The sequence below is a fragment of the Phyllobacterium sp. K27 genome (assembly GCF_054796155.1).
This window is the reverse complement of sequence record NZ_CM139240.1, coordinates 1,267,124-1,290,996: the sequence shown is the minus strand read 5'-3', so window position 1 is coordinate 1,290,996 and position 23,873 is coordinate 1,267,124. Positions and strand designations below refer to the sequence as shown.

Genomic DNA, 23,873 nt, shown 5'->3' with positions numbered 1-23,873 from the left:
AAACTGCCACGGAGCCAATGACCAATTTATCTTTAAATCGCCGGAGTCTTCTGGCCGCTGGCATAACTGGTATTCTTATGCCTCAAATAGCGGGGGCGAGAGAACAACCCCGGGAAGATGGGCCCATTTGGCCCGTATTCGGCAATCCAAAAGGCAGCGTGACAATTGTCGAGTTCTTCGAATATCAATGCCCCAACTGTAAACGGCTGCATCCTCAACTGGAGAAATTGCTTAAAGACCATGGGTCGATACGACTGATTATGAGAGATTGGCCTATATTCGGCGACACTTCAGTCTATGCTTCAAGAATGGCTTTGGCTGCGGGTTATAGCGGAGAATATGAGCGAGCGTTCCACGCTTTAATGAAAGTATCGGGCAGGCTCACACTGAAACGGGTGGACGATACCTTGAAAGCGGCGCGGATCAACACCAATCGGGTCAGGGACGCATTGGAACAGCATTTCGATACGATACAAGGCCGATTGGATCAAAGCGCTGCGCAAGCAAAGAAACTACGGCTAGCTGGAACGCCAGCATTCGTCGTCGATGGCAAGCTCTATCCCCAAGTGCCGGACATTGACACGCTTCGCACAGCCGTTGATAAATCAGGAAGCGAATAGCGCTCCAAACACAGCCATCCGACCGGCAATGTGTTCCTCAAGGATATTTTCAACTTTCCCGGAGATTAAAAATGCAACTCGGTATGATTGGATTGGGCCGTATGGGTAACAACATGACCCAACGCCTGATGCAGCACGGACACGAATGCGTTGTTTATGACGCGCGTACCGAAAGTATGGCTGCATTGGAAGCGCTTGGGGCTTTGGCAAGCGCCTCCTTGCAAGATTTCGTATCCAAGCTGACCAAACCGCGGGTTGTCTGGCTCATGCTTCCTGCAGCTGTTGTCGATAAGGTTCTGGATCAACTGGTGCCCCTGCTTGAGAAAGACGACATCCTGATCGACGGTGGTAACTCCTACTATCATGACGATATTCGTCGCAGCGGAGCGTTGCGGTCAAAAGGTCTGCATTATGTTGATGTGGGAACCAGCGGCGGCGTTTTCGGTCTTGAGCGCGGCTATTGCCTGATGATCGGCGGTGAGAAAGCGACCGTCGAGCACCTTTCACCAATTTTTGCCGCTCTTGCACCGGGTAAGGGCGAAGTGCCTGTCACTGAAAGCCGCCCGAAGGGCCTGGCCAGTACTGCCGATCAGGGCTTCCTGCACTGCGGGCCGCATGGCGCCGGACACTTTGTTAAAATGGTCCATAACGGCATTGAGTATGGTTTGATGGCAGCCTATGCTGAGGGTCTGAATATTCTGCGAAATGCCGATATCGGCATGCGTCAACACGACGTTGACGCTGAAACCACACCGTTGCAACACCCGGAACATTATCAATATAAGCTTGATCTGCCAGAGATCGCTGAAGTATGGCGTCGTGGCAGTGTTATCAGTTCATGGCTGCTCGATTTGACTGCCGATGCCCTTTATGGTGATCCCGCTTTAGAGAGTTACGAAGGCCATGTTTCCGATTCCGGCGAAGGACGCTGGACAGTGATGGCCGCCATTGATGAGGCAGTGCCGACACCTGTCCTCAGCGCAGCTTTGCAGGAGCGGTTCTCATCGCGTGGCAATGCTGATTTCGCGAATAAGATTCTTTCAGCCATGCGCAGTGAGTTCGGCGGACATAAGGAAAAGCCAAAGGGATAAGCTCCTTAGTCACCCATCTCTCAATGCGGCAAGCTTATGCCTGCCGCATTTATAAATATCTGACCTTCCTCAAAGACCATCCAAATAGCTCTCTTGCATAGCGCGCATTGGTATGCGATGACGCGCCTCCCAAATCGAAAGCGCATTTCGCGCGCGTAAACTAGCAAAATTTAACAGCACAAGGAGCGCGGCCATGGCTCAGGCGCTGGGTTTTGACTTTGGCACGACCAATACCGTTATGGCATTGGCAGATGGAGCTTCCACCCGCTCCATGACATTCACCAGCCGGGCTGGGGAAACCGACAGCATGCGGACAGCATTGTCGTTCATGAAAGATCCTCTTGCGGGCGCTGCATCATTAAAAGTTGAGGCGGGACACGCCGCGATACGGCAATTCATCGATCATCCCGGCGACTGCCGTTTTCTTCAATCCATAAAAACATTTGCAGCAAGCGCGCTCTTCCAGGGCACATTGATTTTTGCAAAACGACAGACTTTTGAAGACCTCATGGAGATTTTCATAAAGCGGCTGCGAACATATGCAGATGATAACTGGCCTTCGGATGTCAGCCGTATCGTGACTGGCCGACCCGTTCATTTCGCAGGAGCCAACCCTAATCCCGACCTGGCTATGGAACGCTACAACGAGGCGCTCACGCGTTTTGGTTTTCCTGAGATGCACTTCGTTTATGAGCCCGTCGCTGCAGCCTTCTACTTCGCCCAACATTTGAAGTCTGACGCTACCGTACTGGTCGCTGATTTCGGTGGCGGTACAACTGACTATTCAATCATTCGCTTTGAGCGTTTCGCTGGCAAGTTGAAAGCGACACCAGTCGGCCATTCTGGTGTTGGCATCGCAGGCGATCATTTCGACTATCGCATGATTGACCAGATCGTCGCGCCACAGATTGGCAAAGGAACCTACTTCAAGAGCTTTGACAAGAAACTCGAAGTTCCTTCCTCATGGTACGCCAATTTCGGTCGCTGGAACCAGCTTTCCATCTTTAAAACCTCGCGCGAATTCGTTGAGTTGAAAAAGCTCGTTCGCAGTAGCCTGGATCCGGAAAAACTCGAGACTTTTGTGGATCTGGTCGAACATGACGAAGGATATCCGCTCTATCAGGCAGTGTCCGCAACGAAGATGGCATTGTCATCGGCAGAAGAAGCGGAATTCAACTTTGCTCCTCTTGGACACGGTGGAAAGAAGACCATCAAACGCACAGATTTTGAAAGTTGGATAACAGAAGATCTGGAAAGAATTGAAGGCGCGCTTGATGAGGTGCTGGCCAAAACCAACACCTCCCCGGATGCGATCGATAAAGTGTTCTTGACGGGTGGAACGTCCTTCGTACCTGCTGTCCGCAATATTTTCACGAAACGCTTCGATGAGAGCCGGATCGAAAGTGGCGGTGAACTCCTTTCCATAGCGCACGGATTGGCACTTATTGGGGAACGCGACGATATCGCCCAATGGACCGTGCAGGGATGACAATCAGCCCGGAACCGACTATCGAAATAGAACACATCCTACATACGCGCTTGGAAAGTCGATATCATGAAAGAAGCGATAACGCTCAAACAACTGAAAGAAGCGGTTGGAACTGAAATCGGTTGCTCCGAGTGGCGTACTGTCACGCAGGATATGATCAATCTGTTTGCCGACGCGACTGATGATCACCAATTTATTCATGTCGATCCGGAGCGCGCTGCAAAGGAAACACCCTTTGGAGGCACCATCGCCCATGGCTTCCTGACGATTTCATTGCTTTCAACGCTGGCCTATGAAGCGCTGCCGATGATTGAAGGTGCAACAATGGGCATTAATTACGGCTTTGACAAAGTGCGCTTCATGTCTCCGGTCAACACTGGGAGGCGCGTTCGTGCCCGCTTCAAGCTCGTCGATGCTGATATCCGACCTTCAGGTCGTGTCCTCAACAATTACGAAGTCACTTTGGAGGTTGAAAACCTCCTCAAGCCTGCACTCGTAGCAAACTGGCTGACAATTGCAGTGCTGGAACACCCGCCAGAAATGGACTGAAAGGCTCTTAGCCAATCCTGCCTTCTTTATCGAGTGGCGCCGGTTCGCCATCATATTCGGTCATCAGTTCAGCAAACATGAAGGGCCCTTGCACAAACATGCCCATATCGTAGGTGTTGCGTATCTGAGCCCCTTTGAGAAACAACAGGTGCATCTTGAAAAAGTTCTTCTTTGCCCGCGCATAACGTGCTGGCTTGTGAACATTCTTGAATCTTATTCGACGGATGATGGGCATGACCGTCTGTTTAATCCCCAACGCACTGGCCGGATTTGACTTATAAAAATGTATAATGTCGGAAATGGCTTGAAATTCTACCCAAAGCACTGGCGTTTCCTGCATCACAACCCGGACATCTTCCTTTAAGCTTGTCGCTTGGGGATGCAATGCGATCATCAGGAGGCAAGACCCCGCTGCAACCAGCGATACCGGTCTGTTTTTCAATAACTCCGGTTGCGAGCGCCAGACATCGGCGATCGCTTCCACGGCTGGCACAGTCCCAAGGCTATGGGAAATTATAATGACTTCATCCGCGTCGCTTGCTGCCAGCTTCCGAACAAGGTGATCAGCAAAATCGCGGCGCCGCAGAATCAATCTGCTATTGCGCCCATGAATCCGGTCAGATGCAGCGGCCCAATCATCAAGTAGATAGGAAAAGAATACTTTGTCGCCCGGCCATCGGATAAGAATGCGGCAAGCAACCAATGCAAGTGGAACACTCCATAGCATATGCCAGGGATTAAAATCTGCCCACATGGGTGACAAGCCAACCCCAAGCAGCACCAGCGCGATCACGCAGGCAAGCGCAAAGGGCCACATGAAGAAGAGGCAAAATCGCCAGCTGGTCCGCATGTATCGATAGAAGGTGCCCGATAGAAGAACATCAAGAAAGGCCATCAAGCCTGTTGCGAAACGGGTAATAACGTTTCGGGCAGAATAGGCATCGAAAATATCGGCAGTGCCATACTGGCAGAATTCCGTTTCTGTGCTCCAATTCGCACCAGTGGTTTCGATGCGCATGGAAGCGACGCCCGGCCCATCGCCTACCATTGGCCCTGCATTGGTTTTTGCACTCCACAGCCTGTTGAAGTCACCTGAACTATTCAGATAACGCCCACGTACCGCATCAGGATGCAAACCTTCATAACCGGTAAAATTGATAACCAGACGCTTCTTGACCGCCATATGCTTCTCTATGCAAGCAGACCACGCGAATCGGCGGTCATCCGAATCTCTTCATAAAAAACGACGGCGTAATTGTGTTTGCCGACGCTGTCAGCGTCTGTTTACATCATATCTGGAAAATTGCATCAGCATTGCTGATGTTTGCGAGAACGGCCCTCGCCCTTATATCGCCATGTTAAAAGATGCTGGAATTAGCAAGGAATAAGCTCCTCGTTGAGTACTTATCCATTACACTGCGGCATCCCGAGCAGATTCTTGAAGGAAAGCATAGGCATAGTTCGAAAATGACCGCCAGCATTCCACGCGGAACTCGTTTTCAGCAAGACGCCAGAGAACAATCTCGATCTTGCCGAGCACTGTCCTCGAAGCAGCTCCAACCGGAAATGCTGTCAGCGAAAGATCCTGTGGACACCCACCATTGACCACGGCATCGGCACCTTTACCAGACACCAGAATGCCGACATTGCGATGCGAAACATCAACCGCCGAATGCAATACTGTGACTTTGGCAAGGGCCGTCATGATGCTGCTCTCAGCGCTGTCGATGATCAGCCATTCATCGGGACCGATCCACAGAGCCGACCGATCGCCCTTCGACGCGGTCGTTTTCGGTCGCATCGGCAATGTCAGACCCAGCACCTTGGAAAGCGCTGGCACAGCATCTTCTCTGGCGCGAAGCGATACGCGAGTGGCGTTGTCAGCCAGCATTACTGATACCGACACAATGTCGGATTGACCGGCGTGCAGCGGATGCAGGCGAGTCGCGCGGATAACCTCAACCATTGAGCCGTTCTCCTTTTTCATCGAAGAAGACCATTCCGGTTACTTCAACCTCAATCACACCATTTGGCATTGGCACATAAAGTCTCTCACCCAGTCGTTTAGCTCCATCAATTACCAGTGCCAGTGCAATGGAGCGCCCGCAATTTTCTGACCAGTAAGATGACGTAACATGGCCAATCATGGTCATGGGCACAGGCTGGCTTGGATTGGCGACGATTTGCGCGCCCTCCTCCAGCACAATTTTCGGATCAACCGTCTTCAATCCGACGAGTTGTTTGCGCCCGTCGGAAACAAGATCGCGGCGCAGAAGTCCTCGAATGCCAACATAATCGGTTTTATTCTTGCCTATGGCCCATGTCAGGCCGGCATCCTGCGGGGTGACAGTTCCATCAGTATCCTGACCAACGATAATATAACCCTTTTCAGCGCGTAGCACATGCATTGTCTCTGTGCCGTAAGGCGTAAGGCCATAAGGTTTACCCTGTTCATAGACCGCTTCCCAAACGGCTTTGCCGTAGTCCGCTGGTACGTTGATTTCGTAACCAGCTTCACCGGTAAACGACATGCGGAACAAGCGGGTGGGAACACCACAAATTTTACCCTCCCGCACACTCATATGCGGCATGGCTTCGTTCGAGAGATCAATACCTTCAACCAGCGGCGCAATGATATCACGGGCTTTTGGGCCTTGGACCGCGATGACAGCCCATTGTTCCGTCGTTGAGGTCAGCCAGACATTCAGATGCGGGAACTCAGTCTGAAGATAATCTTCCATATGATGCATCACGCGCGGAGCACCGCCCGTTGTCGTTGTCACATGGAAGCGATCCTCTGCCAGGCGACCGACAACACCATCATCATAAATAAAGCCATCTTCGCGCAGCATGATACCATAACGGCAACGCCCCACTCCGAGCTTTTCCCAAGGATTTGTATAGAGCAATTCCAAGAACTTGGCGGCATCAGGCCCGACAATTTCGATCTTCCCGAGTGTAGAGGCGTCGAAAATGCCCGCCTGATTGCGCACAGCGACACATTCGCGATTAACTGCTGCATGCATGTCCTCGCCCGTCTGCGGGTAATACCATGCACGTTTCCACTGCCCCACATCTTCGAACGGCGCGCCCTGAGCCTCATGCCAATCATGCATGGGAGTGCGGCGAGTGGGATCGAACAAATTATGCCGGGCATGGTTGACGATCGCACCGAAGGTGACAGGCGTGAATGGCGCCCGGAACGTTGTGAGACCCACCGAAGGAATTGGCTTGTCCAAAGCCTCCGCAGCAATGGCCAGACCATGCAGATTGGAAGTTTTGCCTTGATCCGTTGCCATACCATTGGTGGTGAACCGCTTGATATGCTCGATGGAATGCATGCCTTCCCGAACCGCCAGTCGAACGTCTTTCGCCGTCACGTCATTCTGGAAATCCACGAAGGCTTTAACGGTCGTGTCAGCACCTGCTCCCGGTGCGGAGCCGATCATACCGGCGATCCAGTTCGTACCGCCACTGGCAACAATTGCGCTGGCTTGTCCGCCGCCAGCCGTAAGGGCCTCATCTATGGCAGCTTGCAAATTGTCGGTGCCGTTACAGGCACCAACAGAAACGCAATCTTGAGCATAGGTTCCCGGCAGGAAGCGCTCATTGGCAGAATCCCAAGCTACCTTGCCGCGAGATTGTGAGAATAGGTGAACTGAAGGCGTCCAACCAGCGGACATGATCAATGCATCAACCGCAATTTTTCGCTCATTGCCGCCATTGTTGCGCTTAACGGAAATGGAGGAGACACGGCGCTTGCCGCCAGCGCTATAAACCGCATGACCAGTCAACACTTCAACGCCGAGCGAACGTGCTTCATCGATAACGGCAGATACCGGGTCATCGCGTGTATCGACAATGACTGGCACATCAACACCAGCACGCTTCAGGTCGATCGCTGCTGCGTAAGCTGAGTCGTTGGCGGTGTAGACACCCACCTTGCGGCCAACTGCAACCCCATATTGGTTGAGGAACAAGCGTGCGGCAGATGCGAGCATGATGCCAGGGCGATCATTATTGGCAAAAACCATATGCCGTTCGATCGCACCTGTTGCCAGAACAACCTTTTTCGCACGCACCTGCCAAAGGCGCTCACGCGGCATGTCAGCAGCAGGGCGGCTCAAATGATCGCTGATGCGTTCGACCAGCCCTACGAAATTCTGCGCATAGTAACCGAACGCTGTCGTACGCGTCAGAACTTGAACATTATCCATCCCACGCAGTTTGGCGTAAGTGGCAGTTGCCCATTCGTAACCGGTAATGCCATCAATCTTGACATCGCTTTCATAGCGAAGCGCCCCGCCCACTTCTGGCTGCTCATCACAAAGAATAACTTGCAAGCCAGTGGACGCGGCACTTAAAGCTGCCGCCAGACCAGCGGCCCCAGCGCCTACAATCAGTACGTCACAATGGGCAAAGCGATTGGAATAGCGGTCCGTATCGGGCTCGTCCGGCACAACGCCAAGTCCGGCAGCTGCGCGAATTTTCGGCTCATAGATCGTTTTCCATGCAAACTTCGGCCACATGAAGGTCTTGTAGTAAAAACCAGCCGGCAGCATTGGCGAAAAAACATCGTTGACCGCGCCAATATCGAACGTCAGCGACGGCCAGCGATTTTGTGACTTCGCCTTCAAGCCATCGTAGATTTCTTGAACTGTCGCGCGCACATTTGGCTGCTTGCGTGACTTGTCCCGTTCAATATCGACCAGAGCATTTGGCTCTTCGCTACCAGCGGAAAGAATACCCCTTGGCCGGTGATATTTAAACGACCGGCCGACCAGGTGAATACCATTGGCGAGCAGAGCCGAGGCAAGCGTATCGCCTTCCAACCCTGTGAGGTTTTGACCATCAAACGTAAACCGTACGGTTTTGGCGGGGGTGAGGCGACCAGCGCCTGCAATGCGATTGCTTCCGGAATGAGTGGAATGAACCATCTGATCAAAGCTCCGCTTTCTTTGTGCGGGGCGCACGTTTTTTTACTGGTGCTGTTTCCTGTGACGCATTCCCAGACAGAAGTGCATCCACATCAGGCTTTGGCTCACCTGCCTTGTAAACAGCTAAAAATTTGTCTGACACGGAATCGCGAACGGCATTGAAGAACCGACCGCAGCCATGAATGTGGCGCCAGCGTTCAAACTGCAAACCTTTGGGATTCTGCCTGAAATAAAGGTAGGAGGCGAAGTCTTCGTCCGACTGTTCGATGATCGAAGAATTGCGCACAAGATGCGCTTCGCCAGCGTTGCGGAACTCCAGTTCCGGACGCTCTTCTTCGCAATAGGGGCATTTGATGAGAAGCATAATACGTGTCTCTCTTGAAATCAGTGTGCAACGGCAGCGGCGGCAGCTTCGTCAATCAGGCGTCCGGTGGTAAACCGCTCAAGCGTGAACGGCGCATTGATCCTGTGCGGTTCGTCACGAGCAATTGTATGGGCAAAAACATTGCCAGATCCCGGCGTGGCTTTGAAGCCGCCCGTACCCCAGCCGCAATTGACGTAGAGTCCTGGAACCGGCGTCTTTGCCAAAATGGGAGATCGATCCGGCGTCACATCAACAATACCACCCCAAGACCGAAGCATTTTTAGGCGTGTCAGAACGGGGAACATCTCGCAAATGGCATCGAGCGTATGATTGATGATGTGCAGTCCGCCAGTCTGTGAATAGGAGGTGTACTGATCGGTGCCTGCACCAATGACCATCTCGCCCTTATCCGACTGCGAAATATAAGCATGGACGGTGTTCGACATGATTACACAGGGAATGAGCGGCTTGACCGGCTCTGAAACCAACGCCTGAAGCGGGTAGCTTTCAAGCGGCATACGAACGCCCGCCATGTTCATCAGAACAGAGGTGTGTCCTGCCGCTACGACGCCAACCTTCTTGGCGTTGATCGGTCCACGATTGGTGTCTACACCGAGAACCGCTCCGTTGGGTGCGCGGCGAACACCCGTGACCTCGCAGTTTTGAATAATGTGGACGCCGCGGTCTGCGGCAGCGCGGGCATAGCCCCACGCAACTGCGTCATGTCGAGCCGTGCCGCCACGCCGCTGCAATGCAGCGCCAATGACCGGATAGCGGGCATTAGATGAAAGGTTGATCGGCGGACAAAATTCCTTGACCTGCTCGGGCGTCAACCACTCATTGTCGATGCCGTTCAGTCGGTTCGCATGGATATGCCGTTTGAAAACCTGAACGTCATGAATATTATGCGCGAGCATCATCACGCCGCGAGCTGAATACATCACATTGTAATTGAGATCCTGGCTCAGCCCTTCCCAAAGCTTCACCGCATGCTCGTAAATGCCTGCCGATTCGTCGTAGAGATAGTTCGATCGAATAATCGTCGTATTGCGGCCGGTATTGCCGCCACCCAGCCAACCCTTCTCAAGAACAGCGACATTGGTGATGCCATGCTCTTTTGCCAGGTAATATGCCGTTGCCAGCCCATGACCGCCAGCACCAACAATAATAACGTCATATTCTGACTTGGGTTCCGGGGACGACCATTGCTGATCCCACCCCTTATGGGCGCGCAACGCCTCCCGGGCCAAAGCAAATACCGAATATTTCCGCATCGTCCATTCCTAGCAATTGGGCCCTGGCAAAATAGCCATTGCAAAGCGATTATTAATGGGTGGTGCCGCTTGATCCTGTTCAAATATCGACATCGTCTTTAACGGCCAGAACCACGCTTTTATGCATCAGTACCGTATCCGATCATAGCTCTTTTGCCATTTTGCGACGGAGATTGGCGCTCCGCGTCAGATAATCCCAAATTACATAATTGATGGTGCGTTGAAACAAATACTCGCCGGTCTTTACAACTCTGCCATGGACATCGATAAAAGTTTCTGCTAATGGCCACCCCAGTTTGCGATAGATGACTGTCGCGAAGTTTGGTTTTTGTTCCCTACTCAATGGATAGGCGTCAAAAATCAGGCTCAACGAAATTCTAAGAGATACAGGAAAAACCGTGCAGGTACTCGTACGCGAAAATAATGTTGATCAGGCCCTCCGCGTCCTCAAGAAGAAGATGCAGCGTGAAGGCATGTTCCGCGAAATGAAGATGCATGATCATTACGAAAAGCCGTCGATCAAGCGTGCCCGCCAGAAGGCAGAGGCAATCAGCCGCGCCCGCAAGCTGGCTCGCAAGCAGGCTCAGCGTGAAGGCCTCTTGCCAATGCCTGTCAAGAAAGTACCGGCCCGCGCTTCTGCGGCTCGTTAATAGACAATTATCGACGCCTTGACTCGACAAGGGGTGGAGTGGCTTGTGTCACACCGCCCTTTTTTCGTTTGTCGGAATAGGAACATTTTCGCTTGCAAAGGCTTTGGTTGAACAGGACAATTGGAACATGACACATTCAATGGAAATGGCTTCATACCGCAAACCTGCATCGATCAAGGGATCGACTAGAATCGCTGGCATCCTGTTGGCTTCCGTAATGGCTTTCACACTTGCAGGGTGCAACACAACTGCAACGGACATGACCGGGATCGATAAAGCTCAGGGCTCTGCCGAGAATATCAGCTCGCTCAACGACGTTATCCGTAACAACCCCAAAGATCCTGAAGCCTACAATGTGCGCGGATCAGCATTCGGACGCGCCGGTCGTAGCAATGACGCAATCAAGGACTTCAATACGGCCCTTCAGTTAAACCCAAACTTCTACCAGGCCTATGCGAATCGAGCGCTCGTTTACCGGAACATGGGCAATACAGCTCAAGCGGCGGCCGATTACAGCAGAGCCATCCAGATTAACCCGCAATATGATACGGCCTATATTGGTCGCGGTAATCTATACCGTCAGGCGGGACGCCTGGACCAGGCTTTGAATGATTTCCAACAGGCCATTCAGCTCAACACCACCGACGCGCGTGCTTATCACAATCGTGGCCTGATCTATCAGGCTCGTAACCAGCACAAACAGGCTATCGAAGATTTTTCGACCGCTATATCGCTGCAACCCGATGCCGCAGAGCCTTACAACGGACGGGGCATTTCCTATGTCGCGCTCGGCGATGACGACAATGCGTTCGATGATTTCAACACGGCCATCAAGCTTGACGGCGACATTGCCGAAGGTTGGGCAAATCAGGCGCTCATCTATGAACATCGCGGTGAGAAAGCCCGCGCAGCCAAATCCTATGCCAAGGCGGTGCAGCTTGATCCCAACTATAAGCCAGCCAAGGATGGCCTTGCCCGTACTCGGGGCGCTTGATACTGCAAATTACATTATCGGCCATACAAAAAACCCGCCGGAATGGCGGGTTTTTCATGTCCGGATATATGTGAATCTAATGGTCCAGCGCTTTGACGATGTTCTCGACCATCTTCTTTGCATCGGCAAAAAGCATCATCGTGTTGTCGCGGAAGAACAACTCGTTCTCCACACCGGCATAGCCGGAACCCATGCCGCGTTTGATGAACAAAACTGTGCCAGCCTTATCAACATCCAGAATCGGCATGCCGAAGATCGGTGACTTCGGATCGGTCTTTGCCGCCGGATTGGTCACGTCGTTCGCCCCGATAACAAAGGCCACGTCAGCCTGTGCAAACTCGGAATTGATGTCTTCAAGCTCAAACACTTCATCATAGGGAACATTGGCTTCTGCCAACAGCACATTCATATGACCCGGCATACGACCAGCAACCGGATGGATGGCATATTTGATCTCAACACCCTCAGCCTTGAGCTTATCCGCCATTTCACGCAGTGCATGCTGCGCCTGAGCAACCGCCATGCCATAGCCTGGCACGATGATGACCTTGGAAGCATTTTTCATGATGAAAGCAGCATCGTCGGCAGAACCCTGCTTGACGGGACGCTGTTCAACTTCGCCAGTCGCCGCACCGCCAGTCTCTCCACCAAAACCACCAAGAATGACCGAGATGAATGAACGGTTCATACCCTTACACATGATGTAAGAAAGAATTGCACCGGAGGAACCGACCAGAGCGCCGGTGATGATCAATGCAAGATTGCCGAGCGTAAAACCAATACCTGCCGCTGCCCAACCCGAATAGGAATTGAGCATCGACACCACGACCGGCATATCAGCACCGCCGATTGGAACAATGATCAGTCCACCCAAAATGAGCGACAGGATAACGATGAGCCAGAACACCACATGGCTTTCCGTCAAGACCAACGCAATGACGAGAACGACAATAGCGATCAACAGACCGGCATTAATGAAATGGCGTCCGGGCAGCATGATCGGCTTGCCCGACATACGTCCGTCCAGCTTGAGAAACGCAATGATCGAGCCCGTAAAGGTGATTGCACCGATGGCGACACCAATGGACATTTCAACCAGCGCCTGAGCATGGATTGACCCGATTTCACCAATCCCGAATGACTCTGGAGAGTAAACAGCCGCCGCTGCCACCATGACGGCTGCAAAGCCGACGAGAGAGTGGAAAGCTGCCACGAGCTGCGGCATAGCCGTCATGGCAATACGCTTGGCGATATAAGCGCCGACACCACCACCAATGGCAAGACCAAGAACAATCAAGCCAAGGCCGCCGAAGCTCGGTTCAGCCAGTGTTAGGGTTGTAATGATTGATATTCCCATACCAATCATGCCGTAGAAATTACCCTGACGGCTGGTGGTTGGATGTGACAGGCCGCGCAGCGCCAGAATGAACAGGACACCGGAGACGAGATAAAGAAAAGCTGCGAAATTAACGCTCATTGCTCAAATCTCACTTTTCTTTTTTCTTGTACATGGCAAGCATGCGATGAGTGACGAGGAAGCCGCCAAATATATTGACGCTTGCAAGAACGAGTGCGATGAACCCGAACCCTGTGGCCGCGCCACTTGCTGACAGACCCACAGCAAGCAGTGCTCCCACAACAATGACGGACGAAATAGCATTGGTTACAGCCATCAGCGGCGTATGCAGTGCGGGTGTCACCGACCAGACCACATAATAGCCAACGAAAATTGACAGAACGAAAATTGCCAGCCGGAAGACGAATGGGTCGACGGCGCCACCGGTGATTGCGTGAGCAGCAGCGCCAGCTGCGTCGGGCATGGTTTCGGCAGCCTGCCGCACCATTTCAGTGGCCTGATTGAGCGTTTCGAGCGCTTTGTCTAGCGTTGCATCAGCCATCATGCCTCTCCTTCAGATGTTTTGGGGGCAACAATCTTCGTCGCGACTTTCTTCGGTGCGGCCGCTTTTTTGGGAGCTGCCTTCTTGACGGGCGCTTTTGCAACACTCGCCTTTGCTGGTGTGGTCTTCTTTGCAGCAGCCGGCGTTGCCGCTGAAGCAGCATTGCCTGCAAAGCTCGGATGCACCACCTTGCCCTCATGCGTCAAGACAGTCGCTTTGACCAACTCATCGTCGAAGTTAATCTTGATCGTCTTGGTTTCTTTGTCGACCAGCGTTTCAACGAAGGCGACGAGGTTCTTGGCGTAAAGCTGTGAAGCTGTAGCGGCGATACGTCCGGCAACATTGAGGTGCCCGACAATCTTGACGCCATCGACTTCAACGATCTTTCCAGCAACAGCGCCCTCTACGTTTCCACCGCGTTCCACTGCCAGATCAATGATGACGGAACCGGGACGCATGCGTGAATACATCTCACGCGTTACAAGTCTTGGTGCTGGCCTTCCGGGAATGAGTGCCGTCGTGATAATGATATCTTGCTTGGCGATATGCTCAGCAACCAGCGCAGCCTGCTTCGCCTGATATTCTTTGGACATCTCCTTGGCGTAACCACCGGCTGTTTCCGCCGCTTTGAACTCTTCGTCTTCGACCGCCAGGAACTTTGCACCAAGCGAAGCGACCTGTTCTTTAACGGCCGGGCGGACGTCCGTCGCCGTGACAACGGCTCCAAGACGGCGCGCAGTTGCGATCGCCTGTAGACCAGCAACGCCGACACCCATAATGAAAACCTTTGCCGCTGGAACAGTACCAGCAGCCGTCATCATCATCGGCAAGGCGCGATCATACTCTTCTGCGGCGTCAACCACCGCCTGATAGCCTGCAAGATTTGCCTGACTGGAAAGGACATCCATGACTTGAGCACGCGTGATGCGCGGCATGAACTCCATGGTAAAGGCAGTAACGCCCGCATCCGCGAGTTCCTTCACCGCAGTCTCATTGCCATAGGGGTCGAGCATAGCGATGACGACCACACCCTTTTTATAAGATTTGAGCTCGGACGAGTTTGGTCGACGCACTTTCAAAACAACGTCGGCATTTTTCGCATCAGCAGCCTTGCCAATCGACGCTCCGGCCGACTCGAATTCGCGATCCGGAATTCGGGACAAAACACCCGCGCCGCCTTCAACGATGACTGAAAAACCAAGACTTACAAGCTTTTTGACCGTTTCCGCCGAGCCGCCAACACGCGGCTCACCGGCATCAGCCTCTTTCGGTATGAATAGTGTCTGAGCCAAGCTCTCACCCCCTAAGCAAGTTAACTCCATACAGGCTCCGGCAAGATCGCCTGGAGCCTGTCCGACTTTACCGGGCCATACCCTTACGGTGAAAACAGTCAGTTAACTGGTTTGCAAGGGGCACCCACCCGAGTAATTAATGAAAAGGCAAACAGGCTAAACCAAAAACCAGGCAGCCACACATATAACGATGAATAAGATGGTAGCGGAGAAAAACCCGCCAGCGAAAAAGCCGAAAGCCATCGCGGCTAACAGCGCAACACAGAAAATCACGCCCCATTTTGAAAGAGTAAGGAACAGATTGTAGGTGTTCTCGTGTTCTTTGTAGTCCATGGGAGCGCCCAGTTCCGCAGGGGCGGTATCGTGATGTTCAGCCATCTTCAAACCTCTTCGTATCGACGTCTTAATGGCAATAGCGAAAACGACGCATCAGCGCAATGCGCAGATGGTCGCTCGCTGCTGTTCAATCGAGATAAATCCAATCCAGCGATTGACGATTATTTAATTGAGAAGATTGGGAAACAGGCCAAGCACGCCAATGATAATCAGATAAAGCGCGACGACGTAATTCAAGAGGCGCGGAGCAATGAGTATGAGAATACCCGCGATAAGTGCAACCAATGGGGCGATGGCGATCTGTGTAATCATGCTTGTAACATCCTTTGAATTATATGCCTGGATGCCCAGAGCAATCCAAATCACACAAGAATGCAATCCACTTCCCGTCTTTTGCTCATTGAATCAGTAGATATAGCGACATTTCAGCTCTCAGGGCACGCTGCCAATACAGCGTTTTTGTCCGGATTGGCATCATAAAATGGCCCCACAACAAGGGGTTTGTCAGGCATGACAGACTGATCAACATCAGAGATCATCTTGCGCTCTATAGTCTGTAAGAGCTGACCCTTGCCATCCATCACACGCATGCTGACCTTGTACTCCCGATTGGCCTTAACACATTTTACCGGAGGGCTTTCCACTGTTACCTTGGCCATTTTCGGCCAGATTTTTTGCCGCACGATGAAAGGATCTCCTCCCGTCGGATTCTCAAAAGTCGTTTCCAATAACGAATCGTCTGGTAACGGCCTGATCTTGTTAAGCGTCAAAAGATACGTCGCCTGCGCGATGCGATAATTAAATACGAAGATTTTTCCGGAAACGTTGAGATAATCACCCTGTCCCGGATCGCGGCATGCACCAAGCGCGAGAACAACCGTCATAGTCATCAGCACAATGGCGTTTCGGGCTCTATAAGCCATGCTCCCTGCCCTTACGATCATAGTGTCTTTTTGCCTTTGCGCGATTGCCGCACACGGTCATGTCGCACCAGCGCCGACTGCGATTACGACTTTCATCCAGATAAAGCCAATGGCAATTCGGACATATTTTGATTCTTGATAACCGCGACGTGTGGAGCAGGCTCAGTCCAGACAACACGGCTCCAGCAGATAGTGAAAGCGCGCGGTGCCGGGCAAATGGCGGCAAGGTGAAACCCTGCTCATTCTGGCTTTCACCGATGATGGTAGAAGAAAGCCGAAAAAAACCTGACAAATACTGGGCTTTGAAGCCTTCCTCCAGTACCGCCGTTCGGAACAAGCTGTTTATTGATTCACGTATTTCTATCAGTTTCAAATGCTCTGGCAGTGATTGCGGCGCAATAAAGTTAACACTGCCCCACTCCGCAGCGCGAAAATTCGCAGCAGCGGATGCAAATCTTGCAACTTCGAGACTGTTTGAAAAACGGTCTTGCGCGCGTTCGGGAGCCTGGCGGAAAATAACAGTATTCGCCAAATCGAACGCCAGCACGCCTCCGCTAAACCTGTGAGCATTCCAATCGATCCACATGGCGCAATTCTAACTGGTAAAATGGGTTTTACAAGTTAGAATGAAAGGCAATCGGATTGTTCTTTATGTCATACTTTCTGCAGCTATTGTTGAACGGTATCCATAACGCAGCGCTCTATGCACTGCTCGCATATGGATACGTCCTCATTCACGGCTTGACGCATCGAACAGATTTGTCACTCGGCGCAATCTTTGCGTTTTCCGGTCAGACATTTATCCTTGCAGCAGCTTTTGGTTTTTCCGTCCTTTGGATGACAATGCCAGCCGCTTTGGGGTTTGGGGTTGTGATTTCGGCTCTTTATGTCATCGCGGGCGGGTATATCGTCGCCAAGCTCATTTATACACCGCTGGATGCTGGCAATCGCAATACGGTCCTCGTCGCCACGTTAGGGTTGAGCATTTTTCTGATGGAATTGGCGCGGATCGCTGCCGACACAAGAGATTACTGGCTGCCACCTATGCTCGCCTCGCCGGTCTTTATGTTCGGACCAGCCGTGGACATAAGTCTCACCAAGTTGCAGCTTTTGAACATTGGACTTGCACTGGCGGTTGTTCTTCTCGCTGAGATGACAATGAACACCACGCTCGCTGGCCGCATCTGGCGTGCGGTCAGCGACGACGCAATTGCCTCTGCATTATGCGGTATCAATCCGGGAACCGTCCGAACAAAGGCAATACTGGTCGCCTATGCAATTTGTGCACTCGCCGGCTTTCTTGCAGCACTTTACTACGGAAATGTGAGCTTCAATACAGGCATCATCTTTGGCCTGAAAATCCTGTTTATAACCGCCGCTGGAAGCTTTTCGCGCCCGCTCCATGCTGCATTCGGAGCGGCAATCGTCGGCATGGTGGAGTCCGTCTGGAGCGGATATTTCCCAGTGCTCTGGCGCGATGCGGCTGTATTTTCGCTGCTTGTCCTGGTGTTGGCGATACGCACTAACGTCGATGAATGGGAACGTGTCTAGCCTTGCAGGCTATGGCCACCATCAACGGTGATAACGGTTCCCGTAATATAGCTGCTTGCATCGGAAGCGAGCAATAACACCGCACCATCAATATCTTCCGGCTCTCCCAAACGGCGCATTGGATTTTTGCCTTTAAGAAAACCTTTTGCCGGGCCATCCATGATGGTTTCATTGAGTTTAGTTGGGAACCAGCCAGGTGCAATGGCATTGACGCGGATACCATGCGGCGCCCATTCAAGCGCGAGTGATCGCGTCATTTGTGCGACAGCCGCTTTCGACATCGCGTAACCGGCGGAACCCTTTATCGGCGCGTCGGCCAGTATGCTCGAGAGATTAACTATTGAACCGCCGATCTTTTGGGCGATCATACGCTTGGCCGCTTCCTGAGCAATAAAGAATGCCCCTTCGACATTGACCTCGAATATATGACGCAATTGCTCGCGCGTGGTCGTCAATGCCCGTTCGATAGCAGCCACGCCAGCATTGTTGAAGACAACTGAAACTGGTCCGAACAGCCGTTCTGTTTCGTCAAATGCCCGTTCAATGTCGGCGGCAATCGTAATATCAGCGATGATGTTCACTACATTGGAATGAACGATGCTTTCAGGTGTGGGTGTCCGCGAGATCGAGACCACATTGGCTCCGTGCGCAGCAAGAATCTGGATCATCCTTAGACCAAGACCCGATGAGCCGCCCGTTACAGCAATGTTTTTTCCTGCAACCGAAATAGATGGATCGATATTCATTGATTAAGTACCGCTGGCATCCCAATTGTGGTGTCACTGATAGACGGCCCGGCATGGTATGACAACTAAAGAAGCAGAATGAAACGGGGACCCCGGCTCAAAGAACCGAGGTCCAACGTCGAGATAGCGGCTTTTATAGTTTACCGTTGCGTTGTTGCACCATCATGAAAGTGTCAAATGTGTACTCGGCAACTTGAGAATACAGGAAATGTTCATTGCGGAATGCTTTGATCGAATCCCATATCTTTTTGAAGGAAGCGTTACTGGCCTCCAGTTCTGCATAAACAGTGTTGGCAGCCACGAAACACGCGCTCAGAATTTCAGGGCTGAACGGCCGTAATTGTGCACCACCTGCAACGAGCCGCTTGATAGCGCCGGGGTTGAGGTAATCGTACTTCTGCAACATGTTTGCGTCCGTAGCCTGTGCGGCAGTACGGAACAATGACTGGTACGCAGGTGGAAGCTCGTCCCATTTCGACTTGTTGACCATAAAGCTGACGGTCGGGCCGCCTTCCCACCAACCCGGGTAATAATAGTAAGGCGCAACTTTCTGGAAACCGAGCTTCTCATCGTCGAAAGGCCCAACCCATTCTGCCGCATCGATCGTGCCCTTTTCCAGAGCCGGATAAATGTCGCCACCGGGTAATTGCTGGGGTACAACGCCAAGCGTTTCAAGCACCTTGCCGGCAAATCCGCCAACACGCATCTTCAGACCTTTGAGGTCTTCGATAGTCTTGATTTCCTTACGGAACCAACCGCCCATCTGCACGCCCGTATTGCCACCTGGATAGACTTGCAGCCCTTGGGCGTTGAAGAACTCGTTCATCAAATCAATGCCGCCGCCATGATACTGCCAGGCGTTCATGCCGCGCGCATTGAGTGCAAACGGCACCGCCGCTCCAAGCGCCCAGGTGGGGTCTTTCCCCCAGTAATAATATGCTACCGTATGGCAGAGTTCGACAGTGCCCGCCGCAGTGGCATCCGCAGCTTGGAGGCCCGGAACAATTTCACCAGCCGCAAATGGCTGGATATTGAAGTTGCCATCGGTTGCCTCTCGCAAATACTTCGACAGGTCCACTGCCCCACCGTAAATCGTCTCCAGCGATTTTGGAAACGATGATGCACATCGCCAGGTAATCTTGGGCAATGTTTGTGCAATTGCTGGTGCTGCCAATGTGGTCGCAGCTGTCGCTGCCCCAACGCCTGCAAACCCCGCCTTCGTCATGAAAGAACGACGATCCATTAATTCTCCTCCAAAACGTTGAACCCCAGAACTATTCTTGGTCCAGATCAACAGACATTTCAGCCTTGTCCTCCCGATCCTGCGCTAACCATACACACTCATCCGTTCTAGTCTAGCGGACGGTACGACAGATAGGCCGAATTCTGGTTTACTCATCGCGGTGGCTATTGTGTAGGCTCGGCAAATGGTTAGATGAGAACCATTGGAAATGGTTTCAAACTAAACTACATTCAGCTTGGAAAGCTTTTGGAGTAAAGTCATGCGGCAACCTCTCGTCGCCATATCATCAGACGTGCGAACTTTCGAAAATTACACGTGGCATGCAGCGCCGGATCAATATCTCATGGCTGCGTATCAAGCGGCAGATGTCATTCCGCTGATTATACCCTCATTTGGCGATGGTCTGGATATTGACGCAATTCTCGATGGTGTAGATGGGGTCTTAATTACGGGCTCGAAGTCTAATGTTCATCCGTCACTTTATGACGTTCAACCCACTGAAGCACACGAGCCATTCGATTCGGCCCGCGATGCGACCTCGCTTCCGCTTATACGCCGCGCGATCGAACGTGGCGTACCGCTTCTAGCTATTTGTCGCGGCATTCAGGAGTTGAATGTTGCACTCGGCGGAACGCTTGCCACTGAAATCCAGCAATTGGACGGACGGATGGATCACCGGGCTCCGGCGTCCGAACATCAGGCAGAACGATTTGCGATTCGCCATCCTGTACATATCAAGCCAGGATCATGCTTAGCGAATGTCATGAGCAGTGATTCAATCCAGGTAAACTCGGTGCATCGTCAAGCAATCGATAAGCCTGCTCCTCAACTGGAAATCGAGGCAGTGGCAGATGATGGGACTATCGAGGCTGTATCCGTCAAGAACGCGCGCGCTTTTGCAGTCGGTGTACAATGGCACCCGGAATACTGGGTAAAAACCGATAGTCCTTCCCGGAAGATTTTTGCTGCATTTGGCGACGCAGTGCGCGCGCACAAGGTTAGCCGGGAGCGATTACAGACCGCCGAATAGCTACACTTTAATGAAGGTCAGCGCTCCTTGGGTTTAGACGTCGACTGCCGTATCCGTAATTCAGGTTTTATAAGTTCCTGACGAGCATGGGTGTCAGCTCCATTCAACTGGTCAAGTAAAGCACGCGCCGCACGTTGCCCGACTTCCCGCTGACCGTTCCAAACCGTGGTTAAGGCAGGAGTCGCAATGGCGGCCTCTTCAAGATCGTCGTAACCTGTGACCGAAATATCGACACCCGCAACGAGACCGGCGCGAGCAATGCCATTCATCATGCCAATTGCGCAAAGGTCATTCCAACAGACAGCTGCTGTAGGATGATCCTTTAGCGCAAGAAATTGCGGGGCAGCATCGAAACCAGCCTGTTTGGTGCGTGGCCCAGGGATTCGCCACTCAGGTTTCGCATCAAGCCCTGCTTTCTGCATCGCATGCAGATAACCCTCATATCTGTCTCGCCCTGTCGATGTTTGGTCAGTACCGCCAACCATTGCGATTCGCGTATGCCCAAGCGAGATCAGATGATTGGTCGCCAGACCAATGCCATATGCATCGTCTCCACGGAAAACCGGGACATTCGCGTCCTGCACTGTACGTGCAATCAGCACAACCGGAAGACCATTGTCTTCGGCCATGCGAATATCTGCTGCAGGCGTGCCGATAGCGGGAGACATGATGACACCATCACCACCCAACTGAAGAACCGTTTCAATAAATGTTCGTTGCTTCTCCACCTGATCATAATGGTTCGATAAAATGAATGTTTGGCCGGAACGATCCAATTCGCCCTCAATAGCCCGCAAAATTTCGGCAAAAAACGGATTCATGATGTCATGAACAACTACGCCAACAATCCCTGACCTTGAAGTGCGCAAGCTTGCAGCACGCCGGTTATAGATGTAACCGATTGCCCTCGCATGCTCCTTGATCTTGTCGCGGGTCTGGTCAGCAACAAGCGGGCTATCCCTTAGGGCAAGTGACACTGTCGCGGTGGACACTTTCAAGGCGTCGGCAATTGTCGATAGCTTAATTTTTTGCGCCAAAAGTACTCTCTCCCCGCGATTCCATTCATTGAACAGAATATCATTGTTGGCGTTATGCCATCGCGGATCAATAAATCAAAGTTCTTTCCACTCCAAAACTGACGCGGCAAGATCCAAATTATCTTGTGAGCTCCTAAAGGACGCTCGCAAACCTTCCAGCCGCCAGCTTGTGATTTATGATGAGAACATCCCACAGTTTATGTGCCTGACAAACAGGCGCTCTTAATCATTCATCGTCGTTGTCGTCATCACCATGATCCTCTGAGCCCGTCTGACGCAAAAGATCCGCAGCCGAAAGATTCATTTCAAGCCGTGTCAGCATTTTGACAAAAGCTTTACGTTCCTTTTTGTCAAAACCTTTCATTGCATCTTTTTCGGTTTTGCGAATGGATTTTTCGATCGATTTGATGGCCTCGTTTCCTGTGTCTGTCAGGAAAATATGGGCTTGGCGCTGATCAGTCGATGATCCCTCTTTCTTCACAAACCCCTGAGTTTGCAGACGAGAGATCGTTTTTGTGATTGTCGGAGGACGTACACCAAGTCTCTTGGCAAGGACACTGGGTGATAACCCATCCTCATGCGCAAGTTGGAGCATAACGGCGTCTTGTCCGGCATAAAAACCGTGGCCCAGCAGCCTTATTGCCAAAGCGGTACGTGTCAATCTCGCAGTCGACTGCAAGCGGTGAAGAATAAGAGGTTTACGATCCTTGACCATTCCAATTCCTCTTCTTGCGTATAAACCGTTTACGATAGTGAGACGGCTAGCACAATTGCGTCAAAACTCATTAACAGACAAATCTACGATAGGAAAATGCCTCGTCTCTATGAGATTATTGACCGGTTTCCAAACAATGGCTGCATTTAAACTACTGTCTGAGTGCCGCGTTACAATTCTTATGTGACAAACTGATGAAATTTGCCGACGAATTGCTCATGACGCAAAAATAAGGCTGTGAATGCGTTATACGAGGGCATAGTTTCAAAGACTACAGACGTGCTTTCACAACGATGATGCAAAGTGACCAAATATGTCGAGCTCTTCACCCAATACAATCGCATTACTGCCGCTTGGTGCGCACGAACAGCATGGACCACACCTCCCACTTGAGACGGACACGTTGATTGTTACGGGATTGATCAACCGCCTCAAGCCCCTGCTGCCGTCCACATTGGACATAGTTTTTCTCCCCACCGAGCCTATTGGCTATTCTATCGAGCACATGGATATCGTTGGCACGAAATCGCTACGTTTTGATGAGGCTGTATATCGTTGGATTGGAATTGGCGAAGATCTGGCGCAACGCGGAGTATCCAAGCTGATCATGCTCAATGCGCATGGCGGCAATTCACCGCTTATGACAATTGTCGCCACTGAGCTGCGCGTGCGCTTTAATATGCTCGCCGTCGCGACCAGCTGGACACGCTTTGGACTACCGGCCGGATTGATATCACCTGAAGAAAAGGCCATCGATATCCACGGCGGCTTTATCGAAACCTCTGTGATGCTGTCTCTATATCCCGAACTTGTTAAGATGAGTGAGGCGGGAAACTTCACCTCAAACCAGAATCGGTTTGCCTCTGAGTACAAGCATTTACGAGCCTATGGGCCACACGCATTTGGGTGGAAAATGTCTGATCTGAACAAACAAGGCGTTGCTGGCAACGCGTCATTAGCCACTGCGCAAGCCGGCGAGGCAATAATTGCACATAGCCTAAAGGGTATCGTTGAGCTAATTGACGATGTTGCGAAGTTTGATAGTTCTGCCTTCAAAGCCTAGCCTTTGGCATGTTCAATCGAATTGACACATCCTTTTCTGCATTTGAGCGCTACACATATGGCAAAAGCTGA

The 23,873-nt window shown here is 51.9% G+C and carries 26 protein-coding genes; 9 read left to right on the top strand and 17 right to left on the bottom strand.

The annotated features are described in order from the left end of the window. Nucleotides 1-17 precede the first annotated feature (17 nt). The 4 genes from ACYJL1_RS06285 (at nt 18) to ACYJL1_RS06270 (ending at nt 3,749) form a co-directional block, all read left to right on the top strand. The gene (locus tag ACYJL1_RS06285) at nt 18-620 is read left to right on the top strand and encodes a DsbA family protein (RefSeq protein WP_460897529.1); all 603 of its coding nucleotides are present in this window, start codon (nt 18-20) and stop codon (nt 618-620) included. Nucleotides 621-691: 71 nt separating this feature from the next. Further along, nucleotides 692-1,711 carry a phosphogluconate dehydrogenase (NAD(+)-dependent, decarboxylating) gene (gene gnd, locus ACYJL1_RS06280; RefSeq protein WP_460897528.1) on the top strand — a complete coding sequence of 340 codons (1,020 nt, stop codon included), beginning with the start codon at nt 692-694 and terminating at the stop codon, nt 1,709-1,711. Nucleotides 1,712-1,904: 193 nt separating this feature from the next. Then, nucleotides 1,905-3,200 carry an Hsp70 family protein gene (locus ACYJL1_RS06275; protein WP_460897527.1) on the top strand — a complete coding sequence of 432 codons (1,296 nt, stop codon included), beginning with the start codon at nt 1,905-1,907 and terminating at the stop codon, nt 3,198-3,200. A gap of 66 nt (nt 3,201-3,266) precedes the next feature. Next, entirely contained in the window at nt 3,267-3,749 is a 483-nt protein-coding gene (locus ACYJL1_RS06270) for a MaoC family dehydratase (protein ID WP_460897526.1), read from the top strand. A 7-nt stretch (nt 3,750-3,756) separates the two neighbouring features. Here ACYJL1_RS06270 and ACYJL1_RS06265 read toward each other — a convergent pair whose 3' ends face one another. The 6 genes from ACYJL1_RS06265 to ACYJL1_RS06240 form a co-directional block, all read right to left on the bottom strand. Further along, on the bottom strand, nt 3,757-4,932 hold the full coding sequence (locus ACYJL1_RS06265) for an alpha/beta hydrolase (RefSeq protein ID WP_460897525.1): 1,176 nt from the start codon (nt 4,930-4,932) through the stop codon (nt 3,757-3,759). A 228-nt stretch (nt 4,933-5,160) separates the two neighbouring features. After that, complete coding sequence (locus ACYJL1_RS06260) at nt 5,161-5,715, bottom strand: sarcosine oxidase subunit gamma (protein ID WP_460897524.1); 555 nt, start codon at nt 5,713-5,715, stop codon at nt 5,161-5,163. Further along, nucleotides 5,708-8,686, bottom strand: a complete 2,979-nt coding sequence (locus ACYJL1_RS06255) for a sarcosine oxidase subunit alpha (RefSeq protein ID WP_460897523.1) — start codon at nt 8,684-8,686, stop codon at nt 5,708-5,710. Before ACYJL1_RS06255 ends, ACYJL1_RS06260 begins: the two co-directional genes overlap by 8 nt. 4 nt (nt 8,687-8,690) lie before the next feature. Further along, the gene (locus ACYJL1_RS06250) at nt 8,691-9,050 is read right to left on the bottom strand and encodes a sarcosine oxidase subunit delta (RefSeq protein WP_460897522.1); all 360 of its coding nucleotides are present in this window, start codon (nt 9,048-9,050) and stop codon (nt 8,691-8,693) included. Between the two features lie 20 nt (nt 9,051-9,070). Beyond that, nucleotides 9,071-10,324, bottom strand: a complete 1,254-nt coding sequence (locus ACYJL1_RS06245) for a sarcosine oxidase subunit beta (RefSeq protein WP_460897521.1) — start codon at nt 10,322-10,324, stop codon at nt 9,071-9,073. 142 nt (nt 10,325-10,466) lie between these two features. Next, on the bottom strand, nt 10,467-10,694 hold the full coding sequence (locus ACYJL1_RS06240) for a hypothetical protein (protein WP_460897520.1): 228 nt from the start codon (nt 10,692-10,694) through the stop codon (nt 10,467-10,469). A gap of 28 nt (nt 10,695-10,722) precedes the next feature. Between ACYJL1_RS06240 and rpsU the strand changes: the two genes are divergently transcribed. Both rpsU and ACYJL1_RS06230 read left to right on the top strand, forming a co-directional pair. Further along, nucleotides 10,723-10,974: a 30S ribosomal protein S21 gene (rpsU, locus tag ACYJL1_RS06235; RefSeq protein ID WP_008124734.1), complete on the top strand. Its 252-nt coding sequence runs from the start codon at nt 10,723-10,725 to the stop codon at nt 10,972-10,974. Between the two features lie 217 nt (nt 10,975-11,191). Then, nucleotides 11,192-11,968, top strand: coding sequence for a tetratricopeptide repeat protein (locus ACYJL1_RS06230; protein ID WP_460897953.1), 777 nt, complete (start codon nt 11,192-11,194; stop codon nt 11,966-11,968). 76 nt (nt 11,969-12,044) lie between these two features. Here the strand turns inward: ACYJL1_RS06230 and ACYJL1_RS06225 are convergent, their stop codons facing one another. The 7 genes from ACYJL1_RS06225 to ACYJL1_RS06195 all read right to left on the bottom strand — a co-directional run bounded on the left by ACYJL1_RS06225 (nt 12,045) and on the right by ACYJL1_RS06195 (nt 17,003). After that, nucleotides 12,045-13,445, bottom strand: a complete 1,401-nt coding sequence (locus tag ACYJL1_RS06225; protein ID WP_460897519.1) for an NAD(P)(+) transhydrogenase (Re/Si-specific) subunit beta — start codon at nt 13,443-13,445, stop codon at nt 12,045-12,047. Between the two features lie 10 nt (nt 13,446-13,455). Continuing rightward, complete coding sequence (locus tag ACYJL1_RS06220) at nt 13,456-13,866, bottom strand: NAD(P) transhydrogenase subunit alpha part 2 (protein ID WP_008124740.1); 411 nt, start codon at nt 13,864-13,866, stop codon at nt 13,456-13,458. Continuing rightward, complete coding sequence (locus ACYJL1_RS06215) at nt 13,866-15,158, bottom strand: Re/Si-specific NAD(P)(+) transhydrogenase subunit alpha (RefSeq protein WP_460897518.1); 1,293 nt, start codon at nt 15,156-15,158, stop codon at nt 13,866-13,868. Before ACYJL1_RS06215 ends, ACYJL1_RS06220 begins: the two co-directional genes overlap by 1 nt. Before the next feature lie 156 nt (nt 15,159-15,314). Then, nucleotides 15,315-15,536 carry an aa3-type cytochrome c oxidase subunit IV gene (locus ACYJL1_RS06210; RefSeq protein ID WP_115052228.1) on the bottom strand — a complete coding sequence of 74 codons (222 nt, stop codon included), beginning with the start codon at nt 15,534-15,536 and terminating at the stop codon, nt 15,315-15,317. Nucleotides 15,537-15,659: 123 nt separating this feature from the next. After that, nucleotides 15,660-15,806 carry a DUF3096 domain-containing protein gene (locus ACYJL1_RS06205; RefSeq protein WP_008124743.1) on the bottom strand — a complete coding sequence of 49 codons (147 nt, stop codon included), beginning with the start codon at nt 15,804-15,806 and terminating at the stop codon, nt 15,660-15,662. A gap of 113 nt (nt 15,807-15,919) precedes the next feature. Continuing rightward, on the bottom strand, nt 15,920-16,417 hold the full coding sequence (locus ACYJL1_RS06200) for a hypothetical protein (RefSeq protein ID WP_460897517.1): 498 nt from the start codon (nt 16,415-16,417) through the stop codon (nt 15,920-15,922). After that, nucleotides 16,407-17,003 carry a CGNR zinc finger domain-containing protein gene (locus ACYJL1_RS06195; RefSeq protein ID WP_460897516.1) on the bottom strand — a complete coding sequence of 199 codons (597 nt, stop codon included), beginning with the start codon at nt 17,001-17,003 and terminating at the stop codon, nt 16,407-16,409. Before ACYJL1_RS06195 ends, ACYJL1_RS06200 begins: the two co-directional genes overlap by 11 nt. 65 nt (nt 17,004-17,068) lie before the next feature. Here ACYJL1_RS06195 and ACYJL1_RS06190 point away from each other — a divergent pair, with 65 nt between their 5' ends. Further along, the gene (locus ACYJL1_RS06190) at nt 17,069-17,968 is read left to right on the top strand and encodes a branched-chain amino acid ABC transporter permease (protein ID WP_460897515.1); all 900 of its coding nucleotides are present in this window, start codon (nt 17,069-17,071) and stop codon (nt 17,966-17,968) included. Here ACYJL1_RS06190 and ACYJL1_RS06185 read toward each other — a convergent pair. Together ACYJL1_RS06185 and ACYJL1_RS06180 are read right to left on the bottom strand one after the other, a co-directional pair. Further along, nucleotides 17,965-18,714, bottom strand: a complete 750-nt coding sequence (locus ACYJL1_RS06185; protein ID WP_460897514.1) for an SDR family NAD(P)-dependent oxidoreductase — start codon at nt 18,712-18,714, stop codon at nt 17,965-17,967. The genes ACYJL1_RS06190 and ACYJL1_RS06185 overlap by 4 nt on opposite strands. A gap of 133 nt (nt 18,715-18,847) precedes the next feature. Next, a complete protein-coding gene (locus tag ACYJL1_RS06180; RefSeq protein WP_460897513.1) occupies nt 18,848-19,957 on the bottom strand; it encodes a TRAP transporter substrate-binding protein in 1,110 nt (369 codons plus the stop codon). 259 nt (nt 19,958-20,216) lie between these two features. Between ACYJL1_RS06180 and ACYJL1_RS06175 the strand changes: the two genes are divergently transcribed. Continuing rightward, nucleotides 20,217-20,987 (top strand): gamma-glutamyl-gamma-aminobutyrate hydrolase family protein, encoded by a 771-nt coding sequence (locus ACYJL1_RS06175; protein ID WP_460897512.1) that lies wholly within the window; start codon nt 20,217-20,219, stop codon nt 20,985-20,987. 17 nt (nt 20,988-21,004) lie between these two features. Here the strand turns inward: ACYJL1_RS06175 and ACYJL1_RS06170 are convergent, their stop codons facing one another. Together ACYJL1_RS06170 and ACYJL1_RS06165 are read right to left on the bottom strand one after the other, a co-directional pair. Then, nucleotides 21,005-22,024 (bottom strand): substrate-binding domain-containing protein, encoded by a 1,020-nt coding sequence (locus tag ACYJL1_RS06170; RefSeq protein ID WP_115052222.1) that lies wholly within the window; start codon nt 22,022-22,024, stop codon nt 21,005-21,007. A gap of 226 nt (nt 22,025-22,250) precedes the next feature. After that, nucleotides 22,251-22,739: a MarR family winged helix-turn-helix transcriptional regulator gene (locus ACYJL1_RS06165; RefSeq protein ID WP_460897511.1), complete on the bottom strand. Its 489-nt coding sequence runs from the start codon at nt 22,737-22,739 to the stop codon at nt 22,251-22,253. Between the two features lie 313 nt (nt 22,740-23,052). On the opposite strand from ACYJL1_RS06165, the gene ACYJL1_RS06160 reads away from it, so the two are divergent. After that, on the top strand, nt 23,053-23,802 hold the full coding sequence (locus ACYJL1_RS06160) for a creatininase family protein (RefSeq protein WP_460897510.1): 750 nt from the start codon (nt 23,053-23,055) through the stop codon (nt 23,800-23,802). Nucleotides 23,803-23,873 lie beyond the last annotated feature (71 nt).

Excerpts from the sequence above, each read along its gene's own strand:
- ACYJL1_RS06225 (WP_460897519.1), bottom strand. The coding sequence starts at position 13,445 with ATGAGCGTTAATTTCGCAGCTTTTCTTTATCTCGTCTCCGGTGTCCTG.
- ACYJL1_RS06205 (WP_008124743.1), bottom strand. The coding sequence starts at position 15,806 with ATGATTACACAGATCGCCATCGCCCCATTGGTTGCACTTATCGCGGGT.
- ACYJL1_RS06185 (WP_460897514.1), bottom strand. The coding sequence starts at position 18,714 with ATGAATATCGATCCATCTATTTCGGTTGCAGGAAAAAACATTGCTGTA.
- ACYJL1_RS06230 (WP_460897953.1), top strand. The coding sequence starts at position 11,192 with ATGGCTTTCACACTTGCAGGGTGCAACACAACTGCAACGGACATGACC.
- ACYJL1_RS06250 (WP_460897522.1), bottom strand. The coding sequence starts at position 9,050 with ATGCTTCTCATCAAATGCCCCTATTGCGAAGAAGAGCGTCCGGAACTG.
- ACYJL1_RS06165 (WP_460897511.1), bottom strand. The coding sequence starts at position 22,739 with ATGGTCAAGGATCGTAAACCTCTTATTCTTCACCGCTTGCAGTCGACT.
- ACYJL1_RS06220 (WP_008124740.1), bottom strand. The coding sequence starts at position 13,866 with ATGGCTGATGCAACGCTAGACAAAGCGCTCGAAACGCTCAATCAGGCC.
- ACYJL1_RS06175 (WP_460897512.1), top strand. The coding sequence starts at position 20,217 with ATGCGGCAACCTCTCGTCGCCATATCATCAGACGTGCGAACTTTCGAA.
- ACYJL1_RS06270 (WP_460897526.1), top strand. The coding sequence starts at position 3,267 with ATGAAAGAAGCGATAACGCTCAAACAACTGAAAGAAGCGGTTGGAACT.
- gnd (WP_460897528.1), top strand. The coding sequence starts at position 692 with ATGCAACTCGGTATGATTGGATTGGGCCGTATGGGTAACAACATGACC.
- ACYJL1_RS06190 (WP_460897515.1), top strand. The coding sequence starts at position 17,069 with ATGTCATACTTTCTGCAGCTATTGTTGAACGGTATCCATAACGCAGCG.
- ACYJL1_RS06200 (WP_460897517.1), bottom strand. The coding sequence starts at position 16,417 with ATGGCTTATAGAGCCCGAAACGCCATTGTGCTGATGACTATGACGGTT.
- ACYJL1_RS06245 (WP_460897521.1), bottom strand. The coding sequence starts at position 10,324 with ATGCGGAAATATTCGGTATTTGCTTTGGCCCGGGAGGCGTTGCGCGCC.
- ACYJL1_RS06255 (WP_460897523.1), bottom strand. The coding sequence starts at position 8,686 with ATGGTTCATTCCACTCATTCCGGAAGCAATCGCATTGCAGGCGCTGGT.
- ACYJL1_RS06275 (WP_460897527.1), top strand. The coding sequence starts at position 1,905 with ATGGCTCAGGCGCTGGGTTTTGACTTTGGCACGACCAATACCGTTATG.
- ACYJL1_RS06160 (WP_460897510.1), top strand. The coding sequence starts at position 23,053 with ATGTCGAGCTCTTCACCCAATACAATCGCATTACTGCCGCTTGGTGCG.
- ACYJL1_RS06260 (WP_460897524.1), bottom strand. The coding sequence starts at position 5,715 with ATGGTTGAGGTTATCCGCGCGACTCGCCTGCATCCGCTGCACGCCGGT.
- ACYJL1_RS06195 (WP_460897516.1), bottom strand. The coding sequence starts at position 17,003 with ATGTGGATCGATTGGAATGCTCACAGGTTTAGCGGAGGCGTGCTGGCG.
- ACYJL1_RS06265 (WP_460897525.1), bottom strand. The coding sequence starts at position 4,932 with ATGGCGGTCAAGAAGCGTCTGGTTATCAATTTTACCGGTTATGAAGGT.
- ACYJL1_RS06210 (WP_115052228.1), bottom strand. The coding sequence starts at position 15,536 with ATGGCTGAACATCACGATACCGCCCCTGCGGAACTGGGCGCTCCCATG.
- ACYJL1_RS06285 (WP_460897529.1), top strand. The coding sequence starts at position 18 with ATGACCAATTTATCTTTAAATCGCCGGAGTCTTCTGGCCGCTGGCATA.
- ACYJL1_RS06180 (WP_460897513.1), bottom strand. The coding sequence starts at position 19,957 with ATGGATCGTCGTTCTTTCATGACGAAGGCGGGGTTTGCAGGCGTTGGG.